This is a genomic window from Rhizobacter sp. LjRoot28 (assembly GCF_964253025.1).
Lineage (GTDB): Bacteria > Pseudomonadota > Gammaproteobacteria > Burkholderiales > Burkholderiaceae_C > Rhizobacter.
In genome coordinates this window covers 4,884,222-4,901,886 of record NZ_CAXUQC020000001.1, presented here as the reverse complement: position 1 = coordinate 4,901,886, position 17,665 = coordinate 4,884,222, and the positions used below count along the sequence as shown (strand labels likewise).

The following is a 17,665-nucleotide window of genomic DNA, read 5'->3' as shown; positions in this document are numbered from 1 at the left end:
GGCTGGCTCAGGCGGGCTGGGCGCCCGGCTCGGCGGGCTTGCCCTTGGCCGCTGCCGCAGCTGCGGCCGAAACTTCCTTGCGATAGCGGTTCAGCTCCTGGACGCTCGCAAAGCTGCGCTCGAGGAGCAGGCTCATGTTGTGCAGGATGCGGTCGACGACCTTGGTTTCCCACACCGCGTCGAACTGGATCTGCTTGTCGAGCCACTGCTCGAGCCACTGCGGATTGGGCAGCCGGCTCTGGATGGTGTCGCGCGGGAACAGGTTGGCGTTCACATGCAGGTTCGTCGGGTGCAAGGCCTGGGCCGTGCGGCGGGCGCTGGCCATCAGGACGCCGACCTTGGCGAAGGCGGCGCGGGCCTCGTCACCGAACTTCTGCATGGCGCGCTTCATGTAGCGCAGGTACGCCCCCCCGTGGCGGGCTTCGTCACGGGCCAGGGTTTCGTAGATGGCCTTGATCACCGGCTCGGAGTGCCACTCGGCCGCGCGGCGATACCAGTGGTTGAGGCGGATCTCGCCACAGAAGTGCAGCATGAGGGTTTCGAGTGCCGGCGCCGGGTCGAACTCAAAGCGCACTTCGTGCAGTTCGGCTTCGGTCGGCACGAGGTCGGGACGGAAACGGCGCAGGTACTCCATCAGCACGAGCGAGTGCTTCTGCTCCTCGAAGAACCAGACGCTCATGAAGGCGGAGAAGTCGCTGTCGTCGCGGTTGTCGCGCAGGAACATCTCGGTGGCCGGCAATGCGGACCACTCGGTGATCGCGTTCATCTTGATCGTCTGCGCCTGCTCTTCGGTCAACAAGCTGGCGTCGAACTGATCCCACGGGATGTCGGTGTCCATGTTCCAGCGGACGGCTTCGAGTTGCTTGAACAGTTCGGGATACAGCATGGTTCGGCCCAAGGTGAGGGTCTGTCATTCTAGACCGCACTCCGTGACAGTTGAGCGCGTGCCCACCAATGGCCAAGGGCATCGAAGGGCTGGACCGCCCGGCGAAACCCACCGCAGGACGCCGGGGGAGTGGCATGCTGGACGCCCTGTCGTTCGCCGGAGATGTCCATGAAACTTCCCTCCTTCCCTGTCCGGGCGCTGAGGTCCCTGGGTCTGGCCGCCGCCCTCGGCCTGCCGCCGCTGGCCGCCCAGGCGGCCTGTCCGCCGCTGCTCGACCGCACGATGCTGCGCCTGCAGGACGAGAAGCCGCAGAACCTCTGCCAATACGCCGGGCGGGTGGTCGTTGTCGTCAACACCGCCAGCTTCTGCGGATTCACGCCCCAGTACAAGGCCCTGGAAGCGCTGCACGAGCGCTACGGCGAACGCGGCCTGGTGGTGCTCGGCTTTCCATCCAACGACTTCGGCAACCAGGAACCCGGCAGCAACAAGGAAATCGCGGACTTCTGCGAGAACACCTTCGGCGTCAAGTTCCCGATGTTCGTCAAGAGCCGGGTGAAGGCCTCGGCCGGCGCGGAAACGAACCCGCTGTTCATTGCCCTGCGCGAACGCACCGGTGACTCGCCGAAATGGAACTTCCACAAGTACGTCATTTCGCGCGACGGCAACACCGTTCAGAGCTTCGGGACGCGCACCAGCCCGCAGGATCCGGCATTTGTGCGCAGCGTTGAAAAACTTCTGGATGCAAAATGAAGACTGGTGAGTTATATTTTGACTCATGAGTTCACGCCGCCCATCGTCCGTTCCCTTCCGCCGCGCCGTCCGGCGCGCGGTCGCTGAAACCCGCTTCATCGGAACGGAACTCGGCGGCGCGTCGAGCGTCGAATCCGCCGGTCGCCGCTCCCTGGCGTCCACCGGTTTTCTGCTGCACAGCCGTTCGGCTCGACCGAATGCAATCCCGGGGCGGTTCTCCTCCTCCCTCCTCCCTCCCTGCTTCGCCCCGGGGCGCTGTGCGGCATCTTCTCTTCCCGGGAGGGCTGCCTGATGCGCCGCGTCGCCGTCATCGGCTCCGGCATCTCCGGCCTGTCCGTCGCGTACCACCTAGCCGGCCAGGCCGAGGTCGCGCTGTTTGAAGCGGGCCGGCATTTCGGCGGTCACACCCACACAGTTGACATCACGCTCGAGGGCATCACCCACGGCGTGGACACCGGCTTCCTGGTGTTCAACGAGCGCACGTACCCGAACCTGATTCGCCTGTTCGCCGAACTCGGGGTCGAGACCGCCCTGTCGGACATGTCGTTCTCGGTCAAGGCACCCGGCGCCAACCTGGAGTGGAGCGGCTGCGACCTGAACACGGTCTTCGCCCAGCGCAGCAACCTGCTGCGACCGCGCTTCTGGAAGATGCTGGCCGACATCCTTCGCTTCAACCGGCTGTGCACCGCACTGGCCGAGCGCGACCAGGACGCGGCGCTGCAGCAGCCCATCGGTGAGTTCCTCGACGCGCATCGCTTCTCGCAGTCCTTCCGCGAGGGGTACTTCCTGCCGATGGTCGCCTGCATCTGGTCGTGCCCGACCGAACAGATGCTGCGCTTCCCCATCGCCACGATGATCCGCTTCTGCCACAACCACGGGCTGATCCAGGTGAGTGACCGGCCGCGCTGGTTCACCGTGACGGGCGGCGCGCGAACCTATGTGCACAAGATGCTGGCCCGCATTCCGGACGCGCGTCTGAACACGCCGGTGCGCAGCATCCGCCGAATGGGCGACCATGTCCTGGTGTCCACCGATCAGGGCACCGAGCGCTTCGACGACGTGGTGCTCGCCACCCACAGCGACCAGTCGCTGGCGCTGCTCGCCGATGCCACCGCGCAAGAGGCGCAGGTGCTCGGTGCGGTGCGGTACCACCACAACCGGGCCGTTCTTCATACCGACACCGCGCTGCTGCCGACCCGGCCCCTCGCCTGGGCGGCCTGGAACTACGAACGTGCCGCGAACCCGGCCCGCGAGCAACAGGCCGTCTGCCTGCACTACCTGCTCAACCGCCTGCAACCGTTGCCCTTCAAGACGCCGGTCATCGTGTCGCTCAACCCGGTCACCGAGCCGCGCGCCGACTGTGTCCACCGCGAAATCGACTATGCGCACCCGGTCTTCGATCAGGCCGCCATCGCCGCACAGCGCCGCGTCCCTGACCTGCAGGGCCGGGGCAACACCTGGTTCTGCGGGGCCTGGACGCGCTACGGCTTCCACGAGGACGGGCTGATGTCCGGCCTGGCCGTGGTCGCCGGACTCCAGGCAAGCTGGGCGGCGCGCGGTGCGCCGGCCCGAACGCTGGCGGCCGCATGACAGCCGCTGCCGCCCGGCCACTGATCGGCCGGGGTGAAGTGCGCCACACGCGCTTGCGCCCGCGGGCCAACCGCTTTGCCTACCCCACCTACTTCCTGATGCTGCCGATGCGCAGCTTGCGCCAGGCGCCGTGCGCCGACCTGTGCCGCAACCGGTTCGGACTGATCAGCTTCGCCGACCGCGACCACGGCGACGGCCGGGCCGACAGCCTCGCATGGCTCGACGACCTGCTGGCGCGCGAGGGCATCCATGATGCCCGGGGCGAGATCTGGCTGCATTGCTATCCGCGCGTGCTGGGTCACACCTTCAAGCCGGTGAGCTTCTGGTACTGCCACCGCGATGACGGGAGTCTCACCGCCATCGTCGTCGAGGTGAACAACACCTTCGGCGAGCGGCACTGCTACCTGCTCACCGGCCCGGAACTCGCGTTCGGCCGCGAACTTCGAGCCAGCAAGGTCTTCCACGTCTCCCCGTTCTGCGACACCGCCGGCATGTACCGCTTCCGCTTCATGCGCACCGATCTCGGCCGGCCGGCGGGCTCCCGTGCGCGCACCGTCGTGCGCATCGACCACGCGGATGCCGAGGGCGTGCTGCTGCAAACGAGCGTGTCGGGAGAGCTGACGCCGCTCAACGCCGTCGCGCGCCGCTCCGCCTTCTTCGGCATGCCGCTGATGACGCTCGGCGTGATCGTCCGCATCCATTGGCAGGCCCTGAAGCTGTGGGGCAAGCGCGTGCCCTTCTTCAGCAAGCCTTCCGCCCCCAGCACCTTCGTATCCCACTGACCGTCACCGTCGCCCGATGATGAACACCACCACGACTTCCCCCGTGCCGGCCCTGCGCAGCGAGGGCCTGCCCGGCTCGGCACCGACTTCCGCACGCGCGGTCTTCGCCCTGCTGCGGCGGCTGCAGCACGGCACGCTGGACGTGCAGCTGCCCGACGGGCAGGTGATGCACTTCGGGCACCCCGATGACTCGCATCCCCGTGCCACCCTGCGCTTGCGCAACTGGAACGTCTGCGCCGCCGCGCTCAAGTCGGGCGACATCGGCTTCGCCGAGAGCTACATCGCCGGCGACTGGACCACGCCCGACCTCGTCGCGCTGCTGAAGGTGTTCATTGCCAACCGGGACGCCATCGAATCGGTGGTCTACGGCTCGTGGTGGGGTTCGCTGCTCTACCGCGCCAAGCACCTGCTGCACCGCAACTCGCGCCAGGGCAGCAAGAAGAACATCCATGCCCACTACGACCTCGGCAATCCGTTCTATTCGCTGTGGCTCGATCCGACGATGAACTACTCGAGCGCCTGGTTCGAGGGCGATCGGAGCGGTTCGCTGGTCGATGCGCAATGGGCGAAGGTGCGGCGCGCACTTCGCGAGTGCGGCGCGGCGCCCGGAGCCCGCGTACTCGAGATCGGATGCGGATGGGGCGCCCTGGCCGAGTGTGCTGCGCGCGACTTCGGCGCCACCGTCACCGGCGTGACGCTCTCGGCGGAGCAACTGGCCTACGGCCAGGAGCGCCTGGCACGTGAGGGCCTGCCCGGCGACCTGCGCTTCCAGGACTATCGCGACATCGCCGACGGCCCGTACGACGCCATTGCCTCGATCGAGATGTTCGAGGCCGTGGGCGAGGCCTACTGGCCCGGGTACTTCGAGACCATCCGTCGACAGCTCAAGCCGGGTGGCCACGCCTGCATCCAGACCATCACCATCCACGACGACCTGTTCGCACGCTATCGCCGCTCGACCGACTTCATCCAGCAGTACATCTTTCCGGGCGGTCTGCTCCCCAGCCCTTCGGCCTTCCGGGCCGCTGCCGCCGCGGCGGGGCTTCGGGTCGTGAACGAACTGTCGTTCGGGCCGGACTATGCCGAGACCCTTCGCCGCTGGCGCGAACGCTTCCTCGCCGAGGAGCCGAATGTGCGCGGCCAGGGCTTCGATTCCCGCTTCATGCAGACCTGGGACTTCTACCTCGCCTACTGCGAAGCGGCCTTCGACACCGGCAACACCGGCGTCTACCAGTTCACCCTGGTGCGGGACTGAACATGCTGGCGCGCCGTCACCTGCTGGCCTCGCTCCTGCTCGCCGCGAATGGGCTGCCGGCATGGGCACGGCTGCAGGTGCCAGCGGAGGTCCAGGGTGAGCTGCCGGACGCGCGGTTGCAGGGCTCGGCCCGGATGCGCTACTTCGGCCTGCACGTGTACGACGCGCGCCTCTGGGTGCGCCCCGGCTTCGCACCGGCCAGCTTCGCGCGACAGGCCCTGGCGCTCGAACTCACCTACGGCCGCGCGCTCGATGGCCGGCTGATCGCCGAACGCTCGCTGGCCGAGATGGAGCGACTCGAACGGCTGCCGGCGGCCCGTGCACAGGCCTGGCTCGCCGCCATGACCGCTGCATTTCCGGATGTCTCGGCCGGCGATCGCATCACTGGCATCCTCCGGTCGGACCAGCGGGTGCGCTTCTTCGTCAATGGCCGGCTGCGACATGAGGTGGACGACCCCGCGTTCGGTTCGCTGTTCTTCGGCATCTGGCTGTCGCCGCGCACCTCGGAGCCGGCGATGCGCGCGTCGCTGCTCGCCACGAGCGCGGACGCGCCATGAGCACGGCCTGGACCGGCCGGTGGCAGGACGGTGCGCGGTATGGCGCCCTCGGCCTGCCGCTCGCCTTCGTCGCGCTCCCCCTCTACGTCGTCCTGCCCAATCACTACGCCGAACGCTTCGGCGTGCCGTTGGCCACGCTGGGCGTCATGCTCCTGGCCGTTCGCCTGTTCGACGCCGTCGTGGATCCATGGATCGGCCGCGCCGCTGACGCCTTGCTGGCGCGGACCAGTCAGGCGGCGTGGCTCGCCGCTGCGGGCGCCGCCGTGGTGCTGGCGCTCGGTTTCCGCGGCCTCTTCTTCCCGGACGCCGGCTTCACGCAGGTGCAGCTGCTGGCGTGGCTGGGCGCGCTGCTCCTGGTGACCACGCTGGGCTACAGCGCGCTGTCCATCCTGCACCAGGCCTGGGGCGCCCGCCTCGGTGGGGGCGAAGCGCAACGGGCGCACATCGTGGCCTGGCGCGAAGGGCTGGCGCTGGTGGGCGTGCTCGTCGCCAGCGTGCTCCCGGCGCTCGCCGGCCTGTCGATCACCTCCGGCGTCTTCGCGCTGCTGCTGGCGGGTGCGGTCATGATGCTGCGCCGCGCACCGCGAGCGGCCCGTCACCCTGCACGGCCGACCACGCCGCTGCGCATGCCGTTGCGCACGCCGGCCTTCCGACGGCTGCTGGCGATCTACCTCGTCAACGGCATCGCGAGCGCCATTCCCGCGACGCTGGTGCTGTTCTTCATCCGCGACCGCCTGCAGCTTCCGGCCATGGCGCCGGTGTTCCTGGTCTGCTATTTCGCCGCCGCGGCGGCCTCCGTGCCGCTGTGGGTGCAAGGCGTCAAGCGGTTCGGCCTCGCCTCGTGCTGGGGCGGGGCCATGGTGCTTGCCGTGGCGACCTTCGCCTGGGCCGCCAGCCTGGGCGCGGGCGACGGCCTGGCCTTCGCCGCCGTGTGCCTGTTGAGCGGGCTGGCCCTCGGCGCCGACCTGACGCTGCCGAGTGCCCTGCTCGCCGGCGTCATCCAGCAGGCCGGCCACGACGGCGCGGCCGAAGGCGCCTACTTCGGCTGGTGGAATTTCGCCAGCAAGCTCAACCTGGCCCTCGCCGCGGGACTCGCCCTGCCCGCCCTCCAGTGGGGCGGCTATGCACCGGGCAGCACCAGCCCCGAAGCGCTGGACACCCTCACCTTCGCGTACTGCCTGCTGCCGTGCGCGCTCAAGCTGCTGGCCGCGCTGCTGCTGGCCGTCCTGTGGCCCCGTCAACTCCCGAGGTTCGAATGAAACGACGCCTGCTTCTCGCCGCCACCGCGGCCCTGCTCGTGGGCTGCGCCGGCCCTCAACCGGCCGACTACGCCGCCGAGCGCCCGCTGCTCGACCTCAAGCAGTATTTCAATGGCGATGTGGTCGCGCATGGCGTGTTCACCAACCGGTCCGGCAAGGTGGTGAAGCGCTTCACCGTGCTGATGCGCTGTGCCTGGACCGGCGACGAGGGCGTGCTCGACGAAGCCTTCACCTACAGCGACGGCACCACCGATCGCCGGGTCTGGCGCCTGACGCGACATGCGGACGGCCGCTACACCGGCACTGCCGGCGACGTGGTCGGCACCGCCACGGGCCAGGCCGCAGGCAACGCGTTCCGCTGGAACTACACCCTGCGCCTGCCGGTGGACGGCAACGTGGTCGAGGTCCAGTTCGACGACTGGATGTACCTCGTCGACGAACGCGTGATGCTGAACCGGGCCGTGATGAGCAAGTTCGGCATCCGCCTGGGCGAAGTCACCCTGTCATTCACCAAGGCCTGACCCGATGCGCCTCAATCCTTCGCTCATCGACTGGACCGGCCGTGTGGTGTGGCTCGTCGGCGCCTCCAGCGGTATCGGCCGCGCCACGGGCGCCCGCCTGCACGAACTCGGCGCACGGGTGGTCGTCTCCGCCCGCAGTGAACCGGCACTGCGGGCCTTCGAGGTGCAGCATCCGGGCAGCCTCGGACTCGTGGCCGACGCCACCAACGCCGCCGCACTGCGGAGTGCCGCCGCCGCCATCGTGCACCGGTACGGCCGCATCGACGTGGTGATGTACTGCGCCGGACACTACAAGGCCATGCGCGCCACCGCCTTCGATCTCGACGAAGCCGTTCGCCATCAGCAGGTCAACTACGTCGGGGCGCTGAACCTGCTCGACGCGGTGCTGCCGGTGCTGATCGAGCAGCGCAGCGGCCACCTGAGCCTCGTGTCCAGCGTGGCGGGCTACCGCGGCCTGCCGCAATCACTCGCCTACGGGCCGACCAAGGCGGCGTTGATCAACCTTGCGCAGACGCTGTACCTGGATCTGCACCCGCTTGGCATCGGGGTGTCGGTGATCAATCCCGGATTCGTGCGCACGCCGCTCACCGACCAGAACGACTTCGCCATGCCGGCGCTCATCACGCCCGAGCGCGCCGCGGTCGAGATCGTGAAGGGTTGGGCCGGCGGTCGCTTCGAGATTCACTTCCCCAAGCGCTTCACGCTCTGGCTGAAGGCACTGCGCCACCTCGGCGACGGACTCTATTTCACCGCCGTGCGCCGCGGCACCGGCCTGTGAACCCGAGCCCGAGCGATCCGCGCGTCGCCGAGATCGTGGCGCTGTTCGAGCGGCTCACGCCGGCCGACCTGGACCGGCTTCATCAGTGGTATGCCCCGGATGCCCTGTTCAAGGACCCATTCAACGAAGTGCGCGGCGTGCCGGCGATCCGTGCCGTGTTCGAGCACATGTTCGCTTCGCTCGACGCCCCACGCTTCGTCGTGCACCAGGCGGTGGGCTCGGGCGACCAGTGGTTCCTGACCTGGGACTTCCTGTTCGGCTTCAAGCGGTACGCGAGTGGCACGCAATGCGTGCGCGGCGCCACGCACCTGCGCTTCGATGCCGACGGCCGCGTCGTGATGCACCGTGACTACTGGGATGCCGCCGAGGAACTCTACGAGAAGCTGCCCGTGGTAGGCGGTCTGATGCGGTGGCTGAAGCGCCGGGCCCGAAGCTGACCTCGACCGGGCCGACGCCGCGCGGGCTCGCGCGGCGCCGTGCCTCACCTCACTTCAGCCAGCCCTTGCGGCGGAAGTACCAGAACGGCGAGATGATGCTCAGCAGCATCAGGCCGATGGCCATCGGATAGCCGAAGCGCCATTCGACCTCCGGCATGAAGCGGAAGTTCATGCCATAGATGCTCGCGATGAGCGTCGGCGGCAGCAGCGCAACGCTGGCCACCGAGAAGATCTTGATGATCTTGTTCTGGTTGATGTTGATGAAACCGACCGTCGCGTCCAGCAGGAAGTTGATCTTGTCGAACAGGAAGGCGGTGTGGCTGTCGAGCGAGTCGATGTCACGCAGGATCTGGCGCGCTTCCTCGAACTGCTCGGCATTCAGCATGCGGCTGCGCATCATGAAGCTGATCGCGCGGCGGGTGTCCATGACGTTGCGGCGAATGCGGCCGTTCAGGTCTTCCTCACGTGCGATGGCCGCGAGCGCCTCGCCGGCCGCCGCATCGTTCACGTCCTCCTTGAGCACGCGCGCGCTGACCTTCTCGAGGCTGTCGTAGATGCCCTCCAGCGCATCGGCGCTGTACTCGGCATCGGCGTCGTAGAGTTTGAGCAGCACGTCCTTCGCATCCTCGATCAACGCCGGGATCCGCCGGGCCCGCAGGCGCAGCAGCCGAAAGACGGGCAGGTCCTCGGCATGGATGCTGAATAGAACCTTGTTGTGCAGGATGAAGGCCACGCGCACGTTGCGCGGCGTGAGGTCGTCCCCGATGAGGAAGTCCGAGCGGATGTGCAGTTCGCCGTTGTCTTCCTCGTAGAAGCGGGCGGATTCCTCCAGGTCGTCGTCGACGATGTCCTGCGGGATGGCGAGGCCGAAGCGCTGCTCGATCCAGCCGATCTCGTCGGGCGAGGGGTTCTCGAGGTCGACCCACACCGGGCTCACATGGGCCAGGCCGTCGAGGCTTTCGATCTCTTCTTGAAACAGCCGGCCATTGGCCAGCGTGAACACATTCAGCATGCAGGGCTCCAACGGTTCCCCGGATGGCGTCATCGGGGCCAGGAAATGAAGGCGGGCGACCGTCTCACTCCGGGCCGCATCGGATAGCCGATGGGGGGGCGGAGCGGACGGTCAGCGAGAGGCAGGACTGTCCACGTCGGATCCACAGAATCGCGTTGCGGAAATTATCTCATCGCCTTGCCGAGCAACCCGTCATGGTGCACGTTGCCCACGGGAATAACCCGCGGCTGCGTCAAGGCGCGCACGAAAAACGCCCGTTTCTGGCACGGCTTTGAGGCATGTGGAACAAGCATGTTTCCATGCCGGTCATGCGCTTGTCACACGCTGCGTTCGGGCGCACACTGGCTTCGACTTCACCAGCATCCACAGCGACAGACCCCTCGCCACATTGACCGAATCCCCTGCTGTCAGGCCCGTGTCCCCGGACTTTCTCCCGCTCCCCGCACCGCCCTTGCGATTCGCTTCAGCCGACCGTCTGTCCCCTCATCTTCCCGCGTCAGCCGGCGCTTTTCACCGGCTTGCAACGCACCGCCAACGCCTGAATCCGTTTCCATCTCGCTTCCCCACCCCCCTGCGAAAGGAGTTTTCATGAACTTGACGATCAGCGGCCATCACCTCGACGTCACTCCGGCACTGCGCGAGTACGTGCTTACCAAGCTGGACCGGGTCACGCGCCATTTCGACCAGGTCGTCGACATCACCGTGCTGCTCTCGGTGGAGAAGAACAAGGAAAAGGAGCGCCGCCAGAAGGCCGAGGTCACCGTTCACGTGAAGGGAAAGGACATCTTCGTCGAACAGAGCCATGAAGACCTGTACGCCGCCATCGACCAACTGATGGACAAGCTCGACCGTCAGGTCTGCCGTCACAAGGACAAGGTCCAGGACCACCACCACGTCGCCGCCAAGCGCATTGACGCCGCGGCGCCCTGATTCAACTCCCACCACTTGAAAGCAGCGGCCTGCGGGCCGCTTTTTCATGGGCGTAAATCCATGACGCCAGACGGTGGTCTGTCGGTCCTGCTGCAACGCAGCAACAAAAGTGCACAATTTCGCTTCGGAACCGGTGCGCACGCGCCCCCGTGACGCCAGGTGACCCGTAGAATTTGGTGACTTGTCACCCAACCGACAACGCCCTAGGGCCAGACTGTGACCCGCCGATGAACCGACTCGCCGCGATTTTGCCGCCCAGCAACGTGCTGGTGGATGTGGATGCCACCAGCAAGAAGCGCGCGTTCGAGCACGCGGGATTGCTTTTCGAGAACCAGCACGCCATCGCGCGCGCCACGGTCACCGACAACCTGTTCGCCCGCGAGCGCCTCGGCTCCACCGGCCTTGGGCATGGCGTGGCCATCCCGCACGGCCGCATCAAGGGCCTGAAGAACCCGTTGGCTGCCGTTGTCCGCGTGCGCCAGCCGATTCCCTTCGACGCCCCGGACGACGAACCCGTCGGCCTGCTGATCTTCCTGCTGGTGCCCGAAGCAGCCACCCAACGCCACCTCGAGATCCTGTCCGAGATCGCCGAAATGCTCGGCGACCGTGAGCTCCGCGAGCGCCTCAAGACCGAAGAGAGCGCCGAGCGGGTCCACGAGCTCATCTCGAACTGGGAACCGCTCAAATCGGTCGCCTGAAGCCGCTCATCAACCCCCTCCGCGCGTGAAACCATCCGTCATCAGCGCCGAGGCGCTGTTCGAAGAGCACCGGCCGGCCCTGCGCTGGGAATGGATTGCCGGCCACGCCCACCCGGAGCGGCGGTTCGATGAGGCGGCGGTGCGCAACGCGCAATCGGCCGCCGACCTGGTCGGCTACCTGAACTACATCCACCCCTACCGGGTCCAGCTCGTGGGGCGGCGCGAGGTGGCGTACCTCCAGGATTCCTCGCCCGAAGACCAGGAACGCCGCATCCAGCGCATCGTGACGCTCGAGCCGCCGGTGGTCATCGTGGCCGACGCGCAGTCCCCGCCCGACCGCCTGGTGGCGCTGTGCGACCGCGCCGACATCCCGCTCTTCGTGACCGACGAATCGGCCGGACACGTGATCGACGTGATGCGCAGCTACTTGAGCCAGCTGTTCGCGGAGCGGACGACACGGCACGGCGTCTTCATGGACATCCTCGGCGTCGGCGTGATGCTCACGGGCGAATCCGGCCTGGGCAAGAGCGAGCTGGGCCTCGAGCTGATCTCGCGCGGCCATGGCCTCGTGGCCGACGACGCGGTCGACCTGTACCGCATCTCGCAGACCGCCATCGAAGGCCGCTGCCCCGAATTGCTGCTCAATCTGCTCGAGGTGCGCGGCATCGGCCTGCTCGACATCAAGTCGATCTTTGGCGAGACCGCGGTCCGCCGCAAGATGCGCCTGAAGCTCATCGTGCACCTGGTGCGCAAGGAAACGCTGGAACGCGACTTCGAACGGCTGCCCTATGAGCCGCTCAACGAGGACATCCTCAACGTGCCCGTGCGCAAGGTGGTGATCGCCGTGGATGCCGGGCGCAACCTCGCCGTGCTCGTGGAAGCCGCCGTGCGCAGCACCATCCTGCAGCTGCGGGGCATCGACACCTATCGCGAATTCATCGAGCGCCACCAGAAGGCGATGCAGAAGGCCGGCTGAACGCCATCATGGCACCGGCCTCGCCGGCGGCTCACTTGCCGCGGTGCTCGCAGTTCTTCTTGGTGCACACGGCGTACAGCGCCAGCGCGTGGTCCTGCAACTCGAAGCCGCGGCCGTGCGCGATGTCGTGCTGGCGCTTCTCGATCTCGGCATCGTAGAACTCCTCGACGCGCCCGCAGGTGACGCACACCAGGTGATCGTGGTGCTTGCCCTCGTTGAGCTCGAAGACCGCCTTGCCGGACTCGAAGTGGTTGCGCGACAGCAGGCCGGCCTGCTCGAACTGCATCAGCACCCGGTACACCGTGGCCAGGCCGATGTCGGCACCTTCATGGAGCAGGGCCTTGTAGACATCTTCGGCCGTCATGTGACGCTGGGTGGTGTTCTGGAACACCTCCAGGATCTTGATGCGCGGCAAGGTGGCCTTCAAGCCACTGCTTTTGAGTTCGTCGGCGTTGGACATGGCGGACTTCGAGGTCGGAGCCGTAGTTTCCCACGGCCGCCGTTTTCACGGCTCTTTTTGCGGGCTTGGCGCAGGCGGCCCCGGAGGGGGCACCCGCTAGAATCCCCGGATCATATCGAGGTTGCAGACTCCACCCTGCCCCCCTCCCCAGCCCATGACCATGCGCCCCTCCTGTTTCCCGGCCCGTCCGGCCACCCGGCTTGCGCTCGTGCTGATCGGCCTCGCGGGCCTCGGCGGCTGCAGCACGCTGCAGTCCTCCGACAACGTGCTGCTGGGCCTCATCACGCCGTATCGCATTGAAGTCGTGCAAGGCAACGTGCTCACCAAAGAGCAGGTCGCCCTGGTGCAGCCAGGCCAGTCCCGCGCCCAGGTGCGCGACATCCTCGGCTCGCCCCTGCTCACCGACGCCTTCCACGCCGACCGCTGGGACTACGTCTTCACCATCCGTCGCCAGGGCGCCGAGCCCCAGCAGCGCAAGGTGGTGGCGTACTTCACCGGCGACACCCTGCAGCGCATCGAGGGCGGCGAATCCCTGCCGGCCGAGCGCGAGTTCGTGAACTCCATCGACACCGCCAAGACGCCGCGCAATCCCAAGCCCCTCGCCCTCACGCCCGAGGAGATCAAGGCCCTGCCCGTGCCGCCTGCGCCGGCCGCACCCGCGTCGGCACCTGAAGGCCCCGTTCGCGCGTACCCGCCCCTGGAGCGCTCATGACTTCCCCCCTCAAGATTGCCATCGCCGGGGCCTCCGGCCGCATGGGCCGCATGCTGGTTGAGGCCGTCTCCCAGGCCGACGACTGCCAGCTGAGCGGTGCCCTCGACCGCCCCGACAGCCCGGCCCTCGGCCAGGACGCCTCCGCCTTTCTCGGCCGTGCAAGCGGCGTGGCCATCACGCCCGACCTGGTCTCCGGCATCGCGGGTGCGCAAGTGCTCATCGACTTCACCCGTCCCGAAGGCACGCTCGCCCACCTCGCGGTATGCCGTGAGCATGGCGTGGCAGCGGTCATCGGCACCACCGGCTTCACCGAGGCCCAGAAGGCCGAGATCGCCGAGCACGCCCGTCACATCGGCATCATGATGGCGCCCAACATGAGCGTCGGCGTGAACGTGGTGCTCAAGCTGCTCGACATGGCCGCCCGCGCCCTCAACGAGGGCTACGACATCGAGATCATCGAGGCGCATCACCGCCACAAGGTCGATGCGCCAAGCGGCACCGCGCTCAAGATGGGCGAGGTGGTGGCCGAGGCCCTCGGCCGCGACCTCAGGTCCTGCGCCGTCTACGGCCGCGAAGGCGTCACCGGCGAACGCGACCCGTCCACCATCGGTTTTGCCACCGTCCGCGGCGGCGACATCATCGGCGACCACACCGTCCTCTTCGCGGGCACCGGCGAACGCATCGAGATCTCGCACAGGAGCAGCAGCCGCGCCACCTACGCGCAAGGCAGCCTTCGCGCGGCACGCTTTCTTGCTTCCCGCGGCGCCGGCCTGTTCAATATGAACGACGTGCTGGGCATCGCCTGAGCCGGCCCGCATGAACGGCGTCTGGCAATTCTGGCAACAGGCTGATCCCGTCATCCGCGCCGTGGCGGCGTTGCTGCTGCTGATGTCGGTGAGTGCGTGGGTCCTGATCTTTTGGAAGGGGTGGCTGCTGCAGCGAGTGCGGGGCGACCTCCGACGGGGCGTGCCCGCCTTCTGGGCCGCCACCTCCCTGGCCGACGGGCGGGAGCAGCTCCGCCACCTCGACCGCGAGCAGATGCTGACGACCCTCGTCGATGCCGCCAGCGCCGTCCCCCCGGCCGGCACGCTGGAGGCGCACGGGCTCATCGAGTCACAGCTCACCCGCCGCTTGCGCGATGCACTGCACCGCGGCCTGGCGCAGCTGGAGTTTGGCCAGGTGGTGCTGGCCTCGGTCGGTAGCACCTCCCCTTTCATCGGCCTGTTCGGGACCGTCTGGGGCATCTACCACGCGCTCGGCAGCATTTCCACCAGCGGCGCCGTCACGATCGACAAGGTGTCGGGGCCGGTTGGCGAGGCGCTCGTCATGACCGCTGTCGGCCTCGCCGTGGCAATTCCCGCAGTGCTCGCCTACAACGTGTTCGGCAAGCAGATCGCCGCCTGCGAAGCGGAGCTCGAGGGCTTCGCCCACGACCTGCGCGAGATGGTGGCCGACACCACGCTGTCGAGCTGACGCGCCCACCCGACGCCACCGAGAGACCGCAGCATGCCCTTCGGCCGCCTGGAACGCAGCCCTCGGCCCAAACCGATGAGCGACATCAACATGACGCCGCTCATCGACGTCATGCTGGTGCTGCTGGTGATCTTCATGATCACCGCGCCGCTGCTCAGTGCGAGCCTCAAGCTCGACCTGCCGACCGCCGAGGGCACGTCCCAGAGCGATGTGCCTGACTTCATCGCCGTGTCGATCGACGCGAGCGGCCGCTACTTCATCGGCGACAAGCGCATCGACCGCACCGACCTGCGCGTCCACATCGAGCACGCCGCACGCCGCAATCCGCAGACCGAAGTGCAACTGCGTGCCGACACGGCCGTGCCGTACGGGCAGGTGGCCGAGCTCATCGGCACCGTCCAGGCCGCGGGGTTGAGCCGCATCGGCTTCGTGGCCGAGCCCGCACCCACATCGCGGCCCAAAGCGCCGCAGCCCCGGCGCGACGCCGAGCCTTGAGCGGGCACGTCACTCGCCACAGGGGCTGCACCCGAACTCACCCGAACGGGCATCCCGCCGGCTCGCCGGCCGACCTCCCGTCAAGGAGCTGACATGACCTTCGCCGACCGTCTCCTGTTGAGCGTGCTGCAAGCCGTTCGCGTGCAGTCGCCGCTGCCGCCCGATGTGCTGCAGGAGTTGCATGCCGAAGGCCTCGTCGACGCATCGACCGACTCGCCGACGCTGACGGCCCGAGGAAAGGCGGAACTGGATCGGCTGGAGCAGGCGCTGGCCGCCGAAATGGCCGACAGCGGCCCCTCCGGCCCTTAAAAGGGCTGCGAGCGCGGCCCACCCAAAGCGGCCGGCGGCGCTGCGCCCCATCACGGTTTGCTTCAGCGAATGAAGCTGCCGCGCGGCCCGACGATGGTGATCTCGATGAACCGGCCCGGATGGTGGTTGGACGGGCTGAAGGAGATGTCGCCAGTCGCCACCTTCAGGTTGCGGATGCCCTCGATCGCCTTGTTGACGGTCATCGGCGTCACCACGTCCCCCGCGCGCCGCAGGCCTTCGAACAGCATGCGGAACATGAGGTAGGCGCCGTAGTGGCCGTAGCTCGGCGTCTGCTTGGCCCGGGTCACCGAGTTCATGTAGTCGCGGGCGAGCGGATCGGTCTGCCGCCAGTAGGGCACGATCTGAGTGATGGCGACACCGCGGGCGTCGTCGCCCAGCGCGGGCAGCGCGCCGAGCGCCGTGCTGATCGTGTAGATGGGGGCGGCGCCGATGGCACGCTGGGCACGGACATAACCCACGACGGACGGCCCGGCGATCGACAGCAGCAGCACGGCCTGCGGACGCGCCGAGGCCGTGGCCGTCGCGGCCGCCACCGAATCGGTGCCGTCGACGCTCACCGGCACGCTGCTCACGAGGGTGGCCCCGCGTTCCTTGATCGCGGCTTCGGCCACTGGCAGCAGCGACTTGCCGAAGTCATTGTTCTGGAACACCACGGCGATGCGGTCACGCTTGAGGGTCACGAGGTGCCGGACGCACTCGGCGACCTCGTCGGCATAGCTTGCCGTCGTCGTGTAGAAGTACGGGTGGGGCTTGGCCCGCAGCGGGTGCCAGCCGGTGTACACGCCGAACAGCGGCACCTTCTTTTCCAGCAGCAGCGGCAGCACCGCGGCCACGCCTGGCGTGCTGGCCAGGCCGGTGAGTGCGACCACCTTGTCGCGGTCGATCAGGGTGTTGACGTTCTCCACCGTGCGCCGTGGATCGAAGGCGTCGTCGAGTTGAACCAGGCGCACCTTTCGGCCGTTGATGCCGCCCTTGCGGTTCACCTCGTCGATGGCAAGTTGCTGACCCTCCACGATGGGCGCCAGTGCACTGGCGACCGGGCCGGTCAGCGCGAGGCTCTGGCCGATGACGATCTCGCCAGCGGGAGCCGCCTGGGCGAACAGACGGGGGGCTGCGAGGGTGCCAGCGGCCGCAGTGGCGGCCTGGAGAAAGGGGCGACGGGAGAGCAGGCAGGTCATGGGGTCTTCCAGGTAATGCACGCGACGTCTGTCAGCGCCCGGCGAATCTACCTGAACGGAGTCCGATCGATGCACGGTCGTGCAGAAATTCGACCGGTGCGCCAAATTGGCACGGGCGACGTCGCAACGGGGCCCCGACCGGCCGGCGACGGGACGCGCGTCGACGACGTCGACCCGCAAAGAAGGAACGGGACGCAAATCAGAAGAACGCGAACCGGATCAAGGCGGAGACCCGGCCGTACTCACAACACCTTGTCCACCCCGAGGCGAAAGAACAGGACGGCATACGCAACGGGCCAGAACAGGAAGAACTTGAGCTTGCCGGACGTCACGGCCACCAGGGTGTTGTAGTTCGGGTGCCACTCGACCACCCGGCGCAGCACGGCGCGGCTGAGGTAGAGCCCCACCAGGGGGTAAGCCAGAATGAGCAGCGCGGTGAGCTCGGGCAATTCCCATTGGGAGGCCAGCACCATCAGGCCGAACCAGCCGACGAGGCAGGCGGCCCAGTGCAGAAAGGCCGCCCGCAACCGCAGCGGCACGGGTTCGACGAGGGTGGCGGGGGTCTGCTCCATCGATGGGTCCTGAA

At 67.7% G+C, this 17,665-nt stretch carries 22 protein-coding genes; 17 read left to right on the top strand and 5 right to left on the bottom strand.

Annotated features, from left to right (window positions below; all coding sequences use genetic code 11):
• Nucleotides 1-7 precede the first annotated feature (7 nt).
• Nucleotides 8-886: a ferritin-like domain-containing protein gene (locus ACSQ2F_RS22455; protein ID WP_436026518.1), complete on the bottom strand. Its 879-nt coding sequence runs from the start codon at nt 884-886 to the stop codon at nt 8-10.
• A gap of 168 nt (nt 887-1,054) precedes the next feature.
• On the opposite strand from ACSQ2F_RS22455, the gene ACSQ2F_RS22450 reads away from it, so the two are divergent.
• The 9 genes from ACSQ2F_RS22450 (at nt 1,055) to ACSQ2F_RS22410 (ending at nt 8,815) form a co-directional block, all read left to right on the top strand.
• Nucleotides 1,055-1,636, top strand: coding sequence for a glutathione peroxidase (locus ACSQ2F_RS22450; RefSeq protein WP_436026516.1), 582 nt, complete (start codon nt 1,055-1,057; stop codon nt 1,634-1,636).
• Nucleotides 1,637-1,927: 291 nt separating this feature from the next.
• On the top strand, nt 1,928-3,226 hold the full coding sequence (locus ACSQ2F_RS22445; RefSeq protein ID WP_436026515.1) for an NAD(P)/FAD-dependent oxidoreductase: 1,299 nt from the start codon (nt 1,928-1,930) through the stop codon (nt 3,224-3,226).
• Nucleotides 3,223-4,008 carry a DUF1365 domain-containing protein gene (locus ACSQ2F_RS22440; RefSeq protein WP_436026514.1) on the top strand — a complete coding sequence of 262 codons (786 nt, stop codon included), beginning with the start codon at nt 3,223-3,225 and terminating at the stop codon, nt 4,006-4,008. Before ACSQ2F_RS22445 ends, ACSQ2F_RS22440 begins: the two co-directional genes overlap by 4 nt.
• A 19-nt stretch (nt 4,009-4,027) precedes the next feature.
• Nucleotides 4,028-5,263 carry a class I SAM-dependent methyltransferase gene (locus ACSQ2F_RS22435; protein WP_436026917.1) on the top strand — a complete coding sequence of 412 codons (1,236 nt, stop codon included), beginning with the start codon at nt 4,028-4,030 and terminating at the stop codon, nt 5,261-5,263.
• A 2-nt stretch (nt 5,264-5,265) separates the two neighbouring features.
• Nucleotides 5,266-5,820, top strand: a complete 555-nt coding sequence (locus ACSQ2F_RS22430) for a chalcone isomerase family protein (protein WP_436026512.1) — start codon at nt 5,266-5,268, stop codon at nt 5,818-5,820.
• Nucleotides 5,817-7,079, top strand: coding sequence for an MFS transporter (locus tag ACSQ2F_RS22425; RefSeq protein WP_436026510.1), 1,263 nt, complete (start codon nt 5,817-5,819; stop codon nt 7,077-7,079). The genes ACSQ2F_RS22430 and ACSQ2F_RS22425 overlap by 4 nt, the downstream gene beginning before the upstream one ends.
• Entirely contained in the window at nt 7,076-7,600 is a 525-nt protein-coding gene (locus ACSQ2F_RS22420) for a DUF3833 domain-containing protein (RefSeq protein ID WP_436026509.1), read from the top strand. The genes ACSQ2F_RS22425 and ACSQ2F_RS22420 overlap by 4 nt, the downstream gene beginning before the upstream one ends.
• 4 nt (nt 7,601-7,604) lie before the next feature.
• The gene (locus ACSQ2F_RS22415; protein ID WP_436026507.1) at nt 7,605-8,378 is read left to right on the top strand and encodes an SDR family NAD(P)-dependent oxidoreductase; all 774 of its coding nucleotides are present in this window, start codon (nt 7,605-7,607) and stop codon (nt 8,376-8,378) included.
• A complete protein-coding gene (locus ACSQ2F_RS22410) occupies nt 8,375-8,815 on the top strand; it encodes a nuclear transport factor 2 family protein (RefSeq protein ID WP_436026505.1) in 441 nt (146 codons plus the stop codon). Before ACSQ2F_RS22415 ends, ACSQ2F_RS22410 begins: the two co-directional genes overlap by 4 nt.
• Nucleotides 8,816-8,864: 49 nt before the next feature.
• On the opposite strand, the gene corA is transcribed toward ACSQ2F_RS22410, so the two are convergent.
• On the bottom strand, nt 8,865-9,827 hold the full coding sequence (gene corA / locus ACSQ2F_RS22405) for a magnesium/cobalt transporter CorA (RefSeq protein WP_436026503.1): 963 nt from the start codon (nt 9,825-9,827) through the stop codon (nt 8,865-8,867).
• 588 nt (nt 9,828-10,415) lie between these two features.
• On the opposite strand from corA, the gene hpf reads away from it, so the two are divergent.
• From hpf to hprK, 3 genes are all read left to right on the top strand, one after another.
• Nucleotides 10,416-10,757, top strand: coding sequence for a ribosome hibernation-promoting factor, HPF/YfiA family (gene hpf / locus ACSQ2F_RS22400; protein WP_436026501.1), 342 nt, complete (start codon nt 10,416-10,418; stop codon nt 10,755-10,757).
• Between the two features lie 227 nt (nt 10,758-10,984).
• Nucleotides 10,985-11,455: a PTS IIA-like nitrogen regulatory protein PtsN gene (gene ptsN, locus ACSQ2F_RS22395; protein ID WP_436026499.1), complete on the top strand. Its 471-nt coding sequence runs from the start codon at nt 10,985-10,987 to the stop codon at nt 11,453-11,455.
• A 25-nt stretch (nt 11,456-11,480) separates the two neighbouring features.
• A complete protein-coding gene (gene hprK / locus ACSQ2F_RS22390) occupies nt 11,481-12,431 on the top strand; it encodes an HPr(Ser) kinase/phosphatase (RefSeq protein ID WP_436026497.1) in 951 nt (316 codons plus the stop codon).
• Nucleotides 12,432-12,462: 31 nt separating this feature from the next.
• Here hprK and fur read toward each other — a convergent pair whose 3' ends face one another.
• Entirely contained in the window at nt 12,463-12,891 is a 429-nt protein-coding gene (gene fur, locus ACSQ2F_RS22385; RefSeq protein WP_436026495.1) for a ferric iron uptake transcriptional regulator, read from the bottom strand.
• A gap of 160 nt (nt 12,892-13,051) precedes the next feature.
• Here fur and ACSQ2F_RS22380 point away from each other — a divergent pair, with 160 nt between their 5' ends.
• From ACSQ2F_RS22380 to ACSQ2F_RS22360, 5 genes are all read left to right on the top strand, one after another.
• A complete protein-coding gene (locus ACSQ2F_RS22380) occupies nt 13,052-13,603 on the top strand; it encodes an outer membrane protein assembly factor BamE (RefSeq protein ID WP_436026493.1) in 552 nt (183 codons plus the stop codon).
• Nucleotides 13,600-14,409 (top strand): 4-hydroxy-tetrahydrodipicolinate reductase, encoded by an 810-nt coding sequence (gene dapB, locus ACSQ2F_RS22375; RefSeq protein ID WP_436026491.1) that lies wholly within the window; start codon nt 13,600-13,602, stop codon nt 14,407-14,409. The genes ACSQ2F_RS22380 and dapB overlap by 4 nt, the downstream gene beginning before the upstream one ends.
• A 10-nt stretch (nt 14,410-14,419) precedes the next feature.
• The gene (locus tag ACSQ2F_RS22370; RefSeq protein WP_436026489.1) at nt 14,420-15,076 is read left to right on the top strand and encodes a MotA/TolQ/ExbB proton channel family protein; all 657 of its coding nucleotides are present in this window, start codon (nt 14,420-14,422) and stop codon (nt 15,074-15,076) included.
• Nucleotides 15,077-15,109: 33 nt separating this feature from the next.
• Nucleotides 15,110-15,571 (top strand): ExbD/TolR family protein, encoded by a 462-nt coding sequence (locus ACSQ2F_RS22365; protein ID WP_436026487.1) that lies wholly within the window; start codon nt 15,110-15,112, stop codon nt 15,569-15,571.
• Nucleotides 15,572-15,664: 93 nt separating this feature from the next.
• Nucleotides 15,665-15,880 carry a hypothetical protein gene (locus ACSQ2F_RS22360; protein WP_436026485.1) on the top strand — a complete coding sequence of 72 codons (216 nt, stop codon included), beginning with the start codon at nt 15,665-15,667 and terminating at the stop codon, nt 15,878-15,880.
• Nucleotides 15,881-15,942: 62 nt separating this feature from the next.
• Here the strand turns inward: ACSQ2F_RS22360 and ACSQ2F_RS22355 are convergent, their stop codons facing one another.
• Nucleotides 15,943-17,079, bottom strand: coding sequence for an ABC transporter substrate-binding protein (locus ACSQ2F_RS22355; protein WP_436026483.1), 1,137 nt, complete (start codon nt 17,077-17,079; stop codon nt 15,943-15,945).
• Nucleotides 17,080-17,321: 242 nt separating this feature from the next.
• Nucleotides 17,322-17,651 (bottom strand): hypothetical protein, encoded by a 330-nt coding sequence (locus ACSQ2F_RS22350; RefSeq protein WP_436026481.1) that lies wholly within the window; start codon nt 17,649-17,651, stop codon nt 17,322-17,324.
• Between the last annotated feature and the right edge of the window lie 14 nt (nt 17,652-17,665).

What these genes read in the sequence shown, in the direction of transcription:
- ACSQ2F_RS22455 (WP_436026518.1), bottom strand. Translation starts at nt 886, where the DNA reads ATGCTGTATCCCGAACTGTTCAAGCAACTCGAAGCCGTCCGCTGGAAC.
- ACSQ2F_RS22450 (WP_436026516.1), top strand. Translation starts at nt 1,055, where the DNA reads ATGAAACTTCCCTCCTTCCCTGTCCGGGCGCTGAGGTCCCTGGGTCTG.
- ACSQ2F_RS22445 (WP_436026515.1), top strand. Translation starts at nt 1,928, where the DNA reads ATGCGCCGCGTCGCCGTCATCGGCTCCGGCATCTCCGGCCTGTCCGTC.
- ACSQ2F_RS22440 (WP_436026514.1), top strand. Translation starts at nt 3,223, where the DNA reads ATGACAGCCGCTGCCGCCCGGCCACTGATCGGCCGGGGTGAAGTGCGC.
- ACSQ2F_RS22435 (WP_436026917.1), top strand. Translation starts at nt 4,028, where the DNA reads ATGAACACCACCACGACTTCCCCCGTGCCGGCCCTGCGCAGCGAGGGC.
- ACSQ2F_RS22430 (WP_436026512.1), top strand. Translation starts at nt 5,266, where the DNA reads ATGCTGGCGCGCCGTCACCTGCTGGCCTCGCTCCTGCTCGCCGCGAAT.
- ACSQ2F_RS22425 (WP_436026510.1), top strand. Translation starts at nt 5,817, where the DNA reads ATGAGCACGGCCTGGACCGGCCGGTGGCAGGACGGTGCGCGGTATGGC.
- ACSQ2F_RS22420 (WP_436026509.1), top strand. Translation starts at nt 7,076, where the DNA reads ATGAAACGACGCCTGCTTCTCGCCGCCACCGCGGCCCTGCTCGTGGGC.
- ACSQ2F_RS22415 (WP_436026507.1), top strand. Translation starts at nt 7,605, where the DNA reads ATGCGCCTCAATCCTTCGCTCATCGACTGGACCGGCCGTGTGGTGTGG.
- corA (WP_436026503.1), bottom strand. Translation starts at nt 9,827, where the DNA reads ATGCTGAATGTGTTCACGCTGGCCAATGGCCGGCTGTTTCAAGAAGAG.
- hpf (WP_436026501.1), top strand. Translation starts at nt 10,416, where the DNA reads ATGAACTTGACGATCAGCGGCCATCACCTCGACGTCACTCCGGCACTG.
- ptsN (WP_436026499.1), top strand. Translation starts at nt 10,985, where the DNA reads ATGAACCGACTCGCCGCGATTTTGCCGCCCAGCAACGTGCTGGTGGAT.
- fur (WP_436026495.1), bottom strand. Translation starts at nt 12,891, where the DNA reads ATGTCCAACGCCGACGAACTCAAAAGCAGTGGCTTGAAGGCCACCTTG.
- ACSQ2F_RS22380 (WP_436026493.1), top strand. Translation starts at nt 13,052, where the DNA reads ATGCGCCCCTCCTGTTTCCCGGCCCGTCCGGCCACCCGGCTTGCGCTC.
- dapB (WP_436026491.1), top strand. Translation starts at nt 13,600, where the DNA reads ATGACTTCCCCCCTCAAGATTGCCATCGCCGGGGCCTCCGGCCGCATG.
- ACSQ2F_RS22370 (WP_436026489.1), top strand. Translation starts at nt 14,420, where the DNA reads ATGAACGGCGTCTGGCAATTCTGGCAACAGGCTGATCCCGTCATCCGC.
- ACSQ2F_RS22365 (WP_436026487.1), top strand. Translation starts at nt 15,110, where the DNA reads ATGCCCTTCGGCCGCCTGGAACGCAGCCCTCGGCCCAAACCGATGAGC.
- ACSQ2F_RS22360 (WP_436026485.1), top strand. Translation starts at nt 15,665, where the DNA reads ATGACCTTCGCCGACCGTCTCCTGTTGAGCGTGCTGCAAGCCGTTCGC.
- ACSQ2F_RS22355 (WP_436026483.1), bottom strand. Translation starts at nt 17,079, where the DNA reads ATGACCTGCCTGCTCTCCCGTCGCCCCTTTCTCCAGGCCGCCACTGCG.
- ACSQ2F_RS22350 (WP_436026481.1), bottom strand. Translation starts at nt 17,651, where the DNA reads ATGGAGCAGACCCCCGCCACCCTCGTCGAACCCGTGCCGCTGCGGTTG.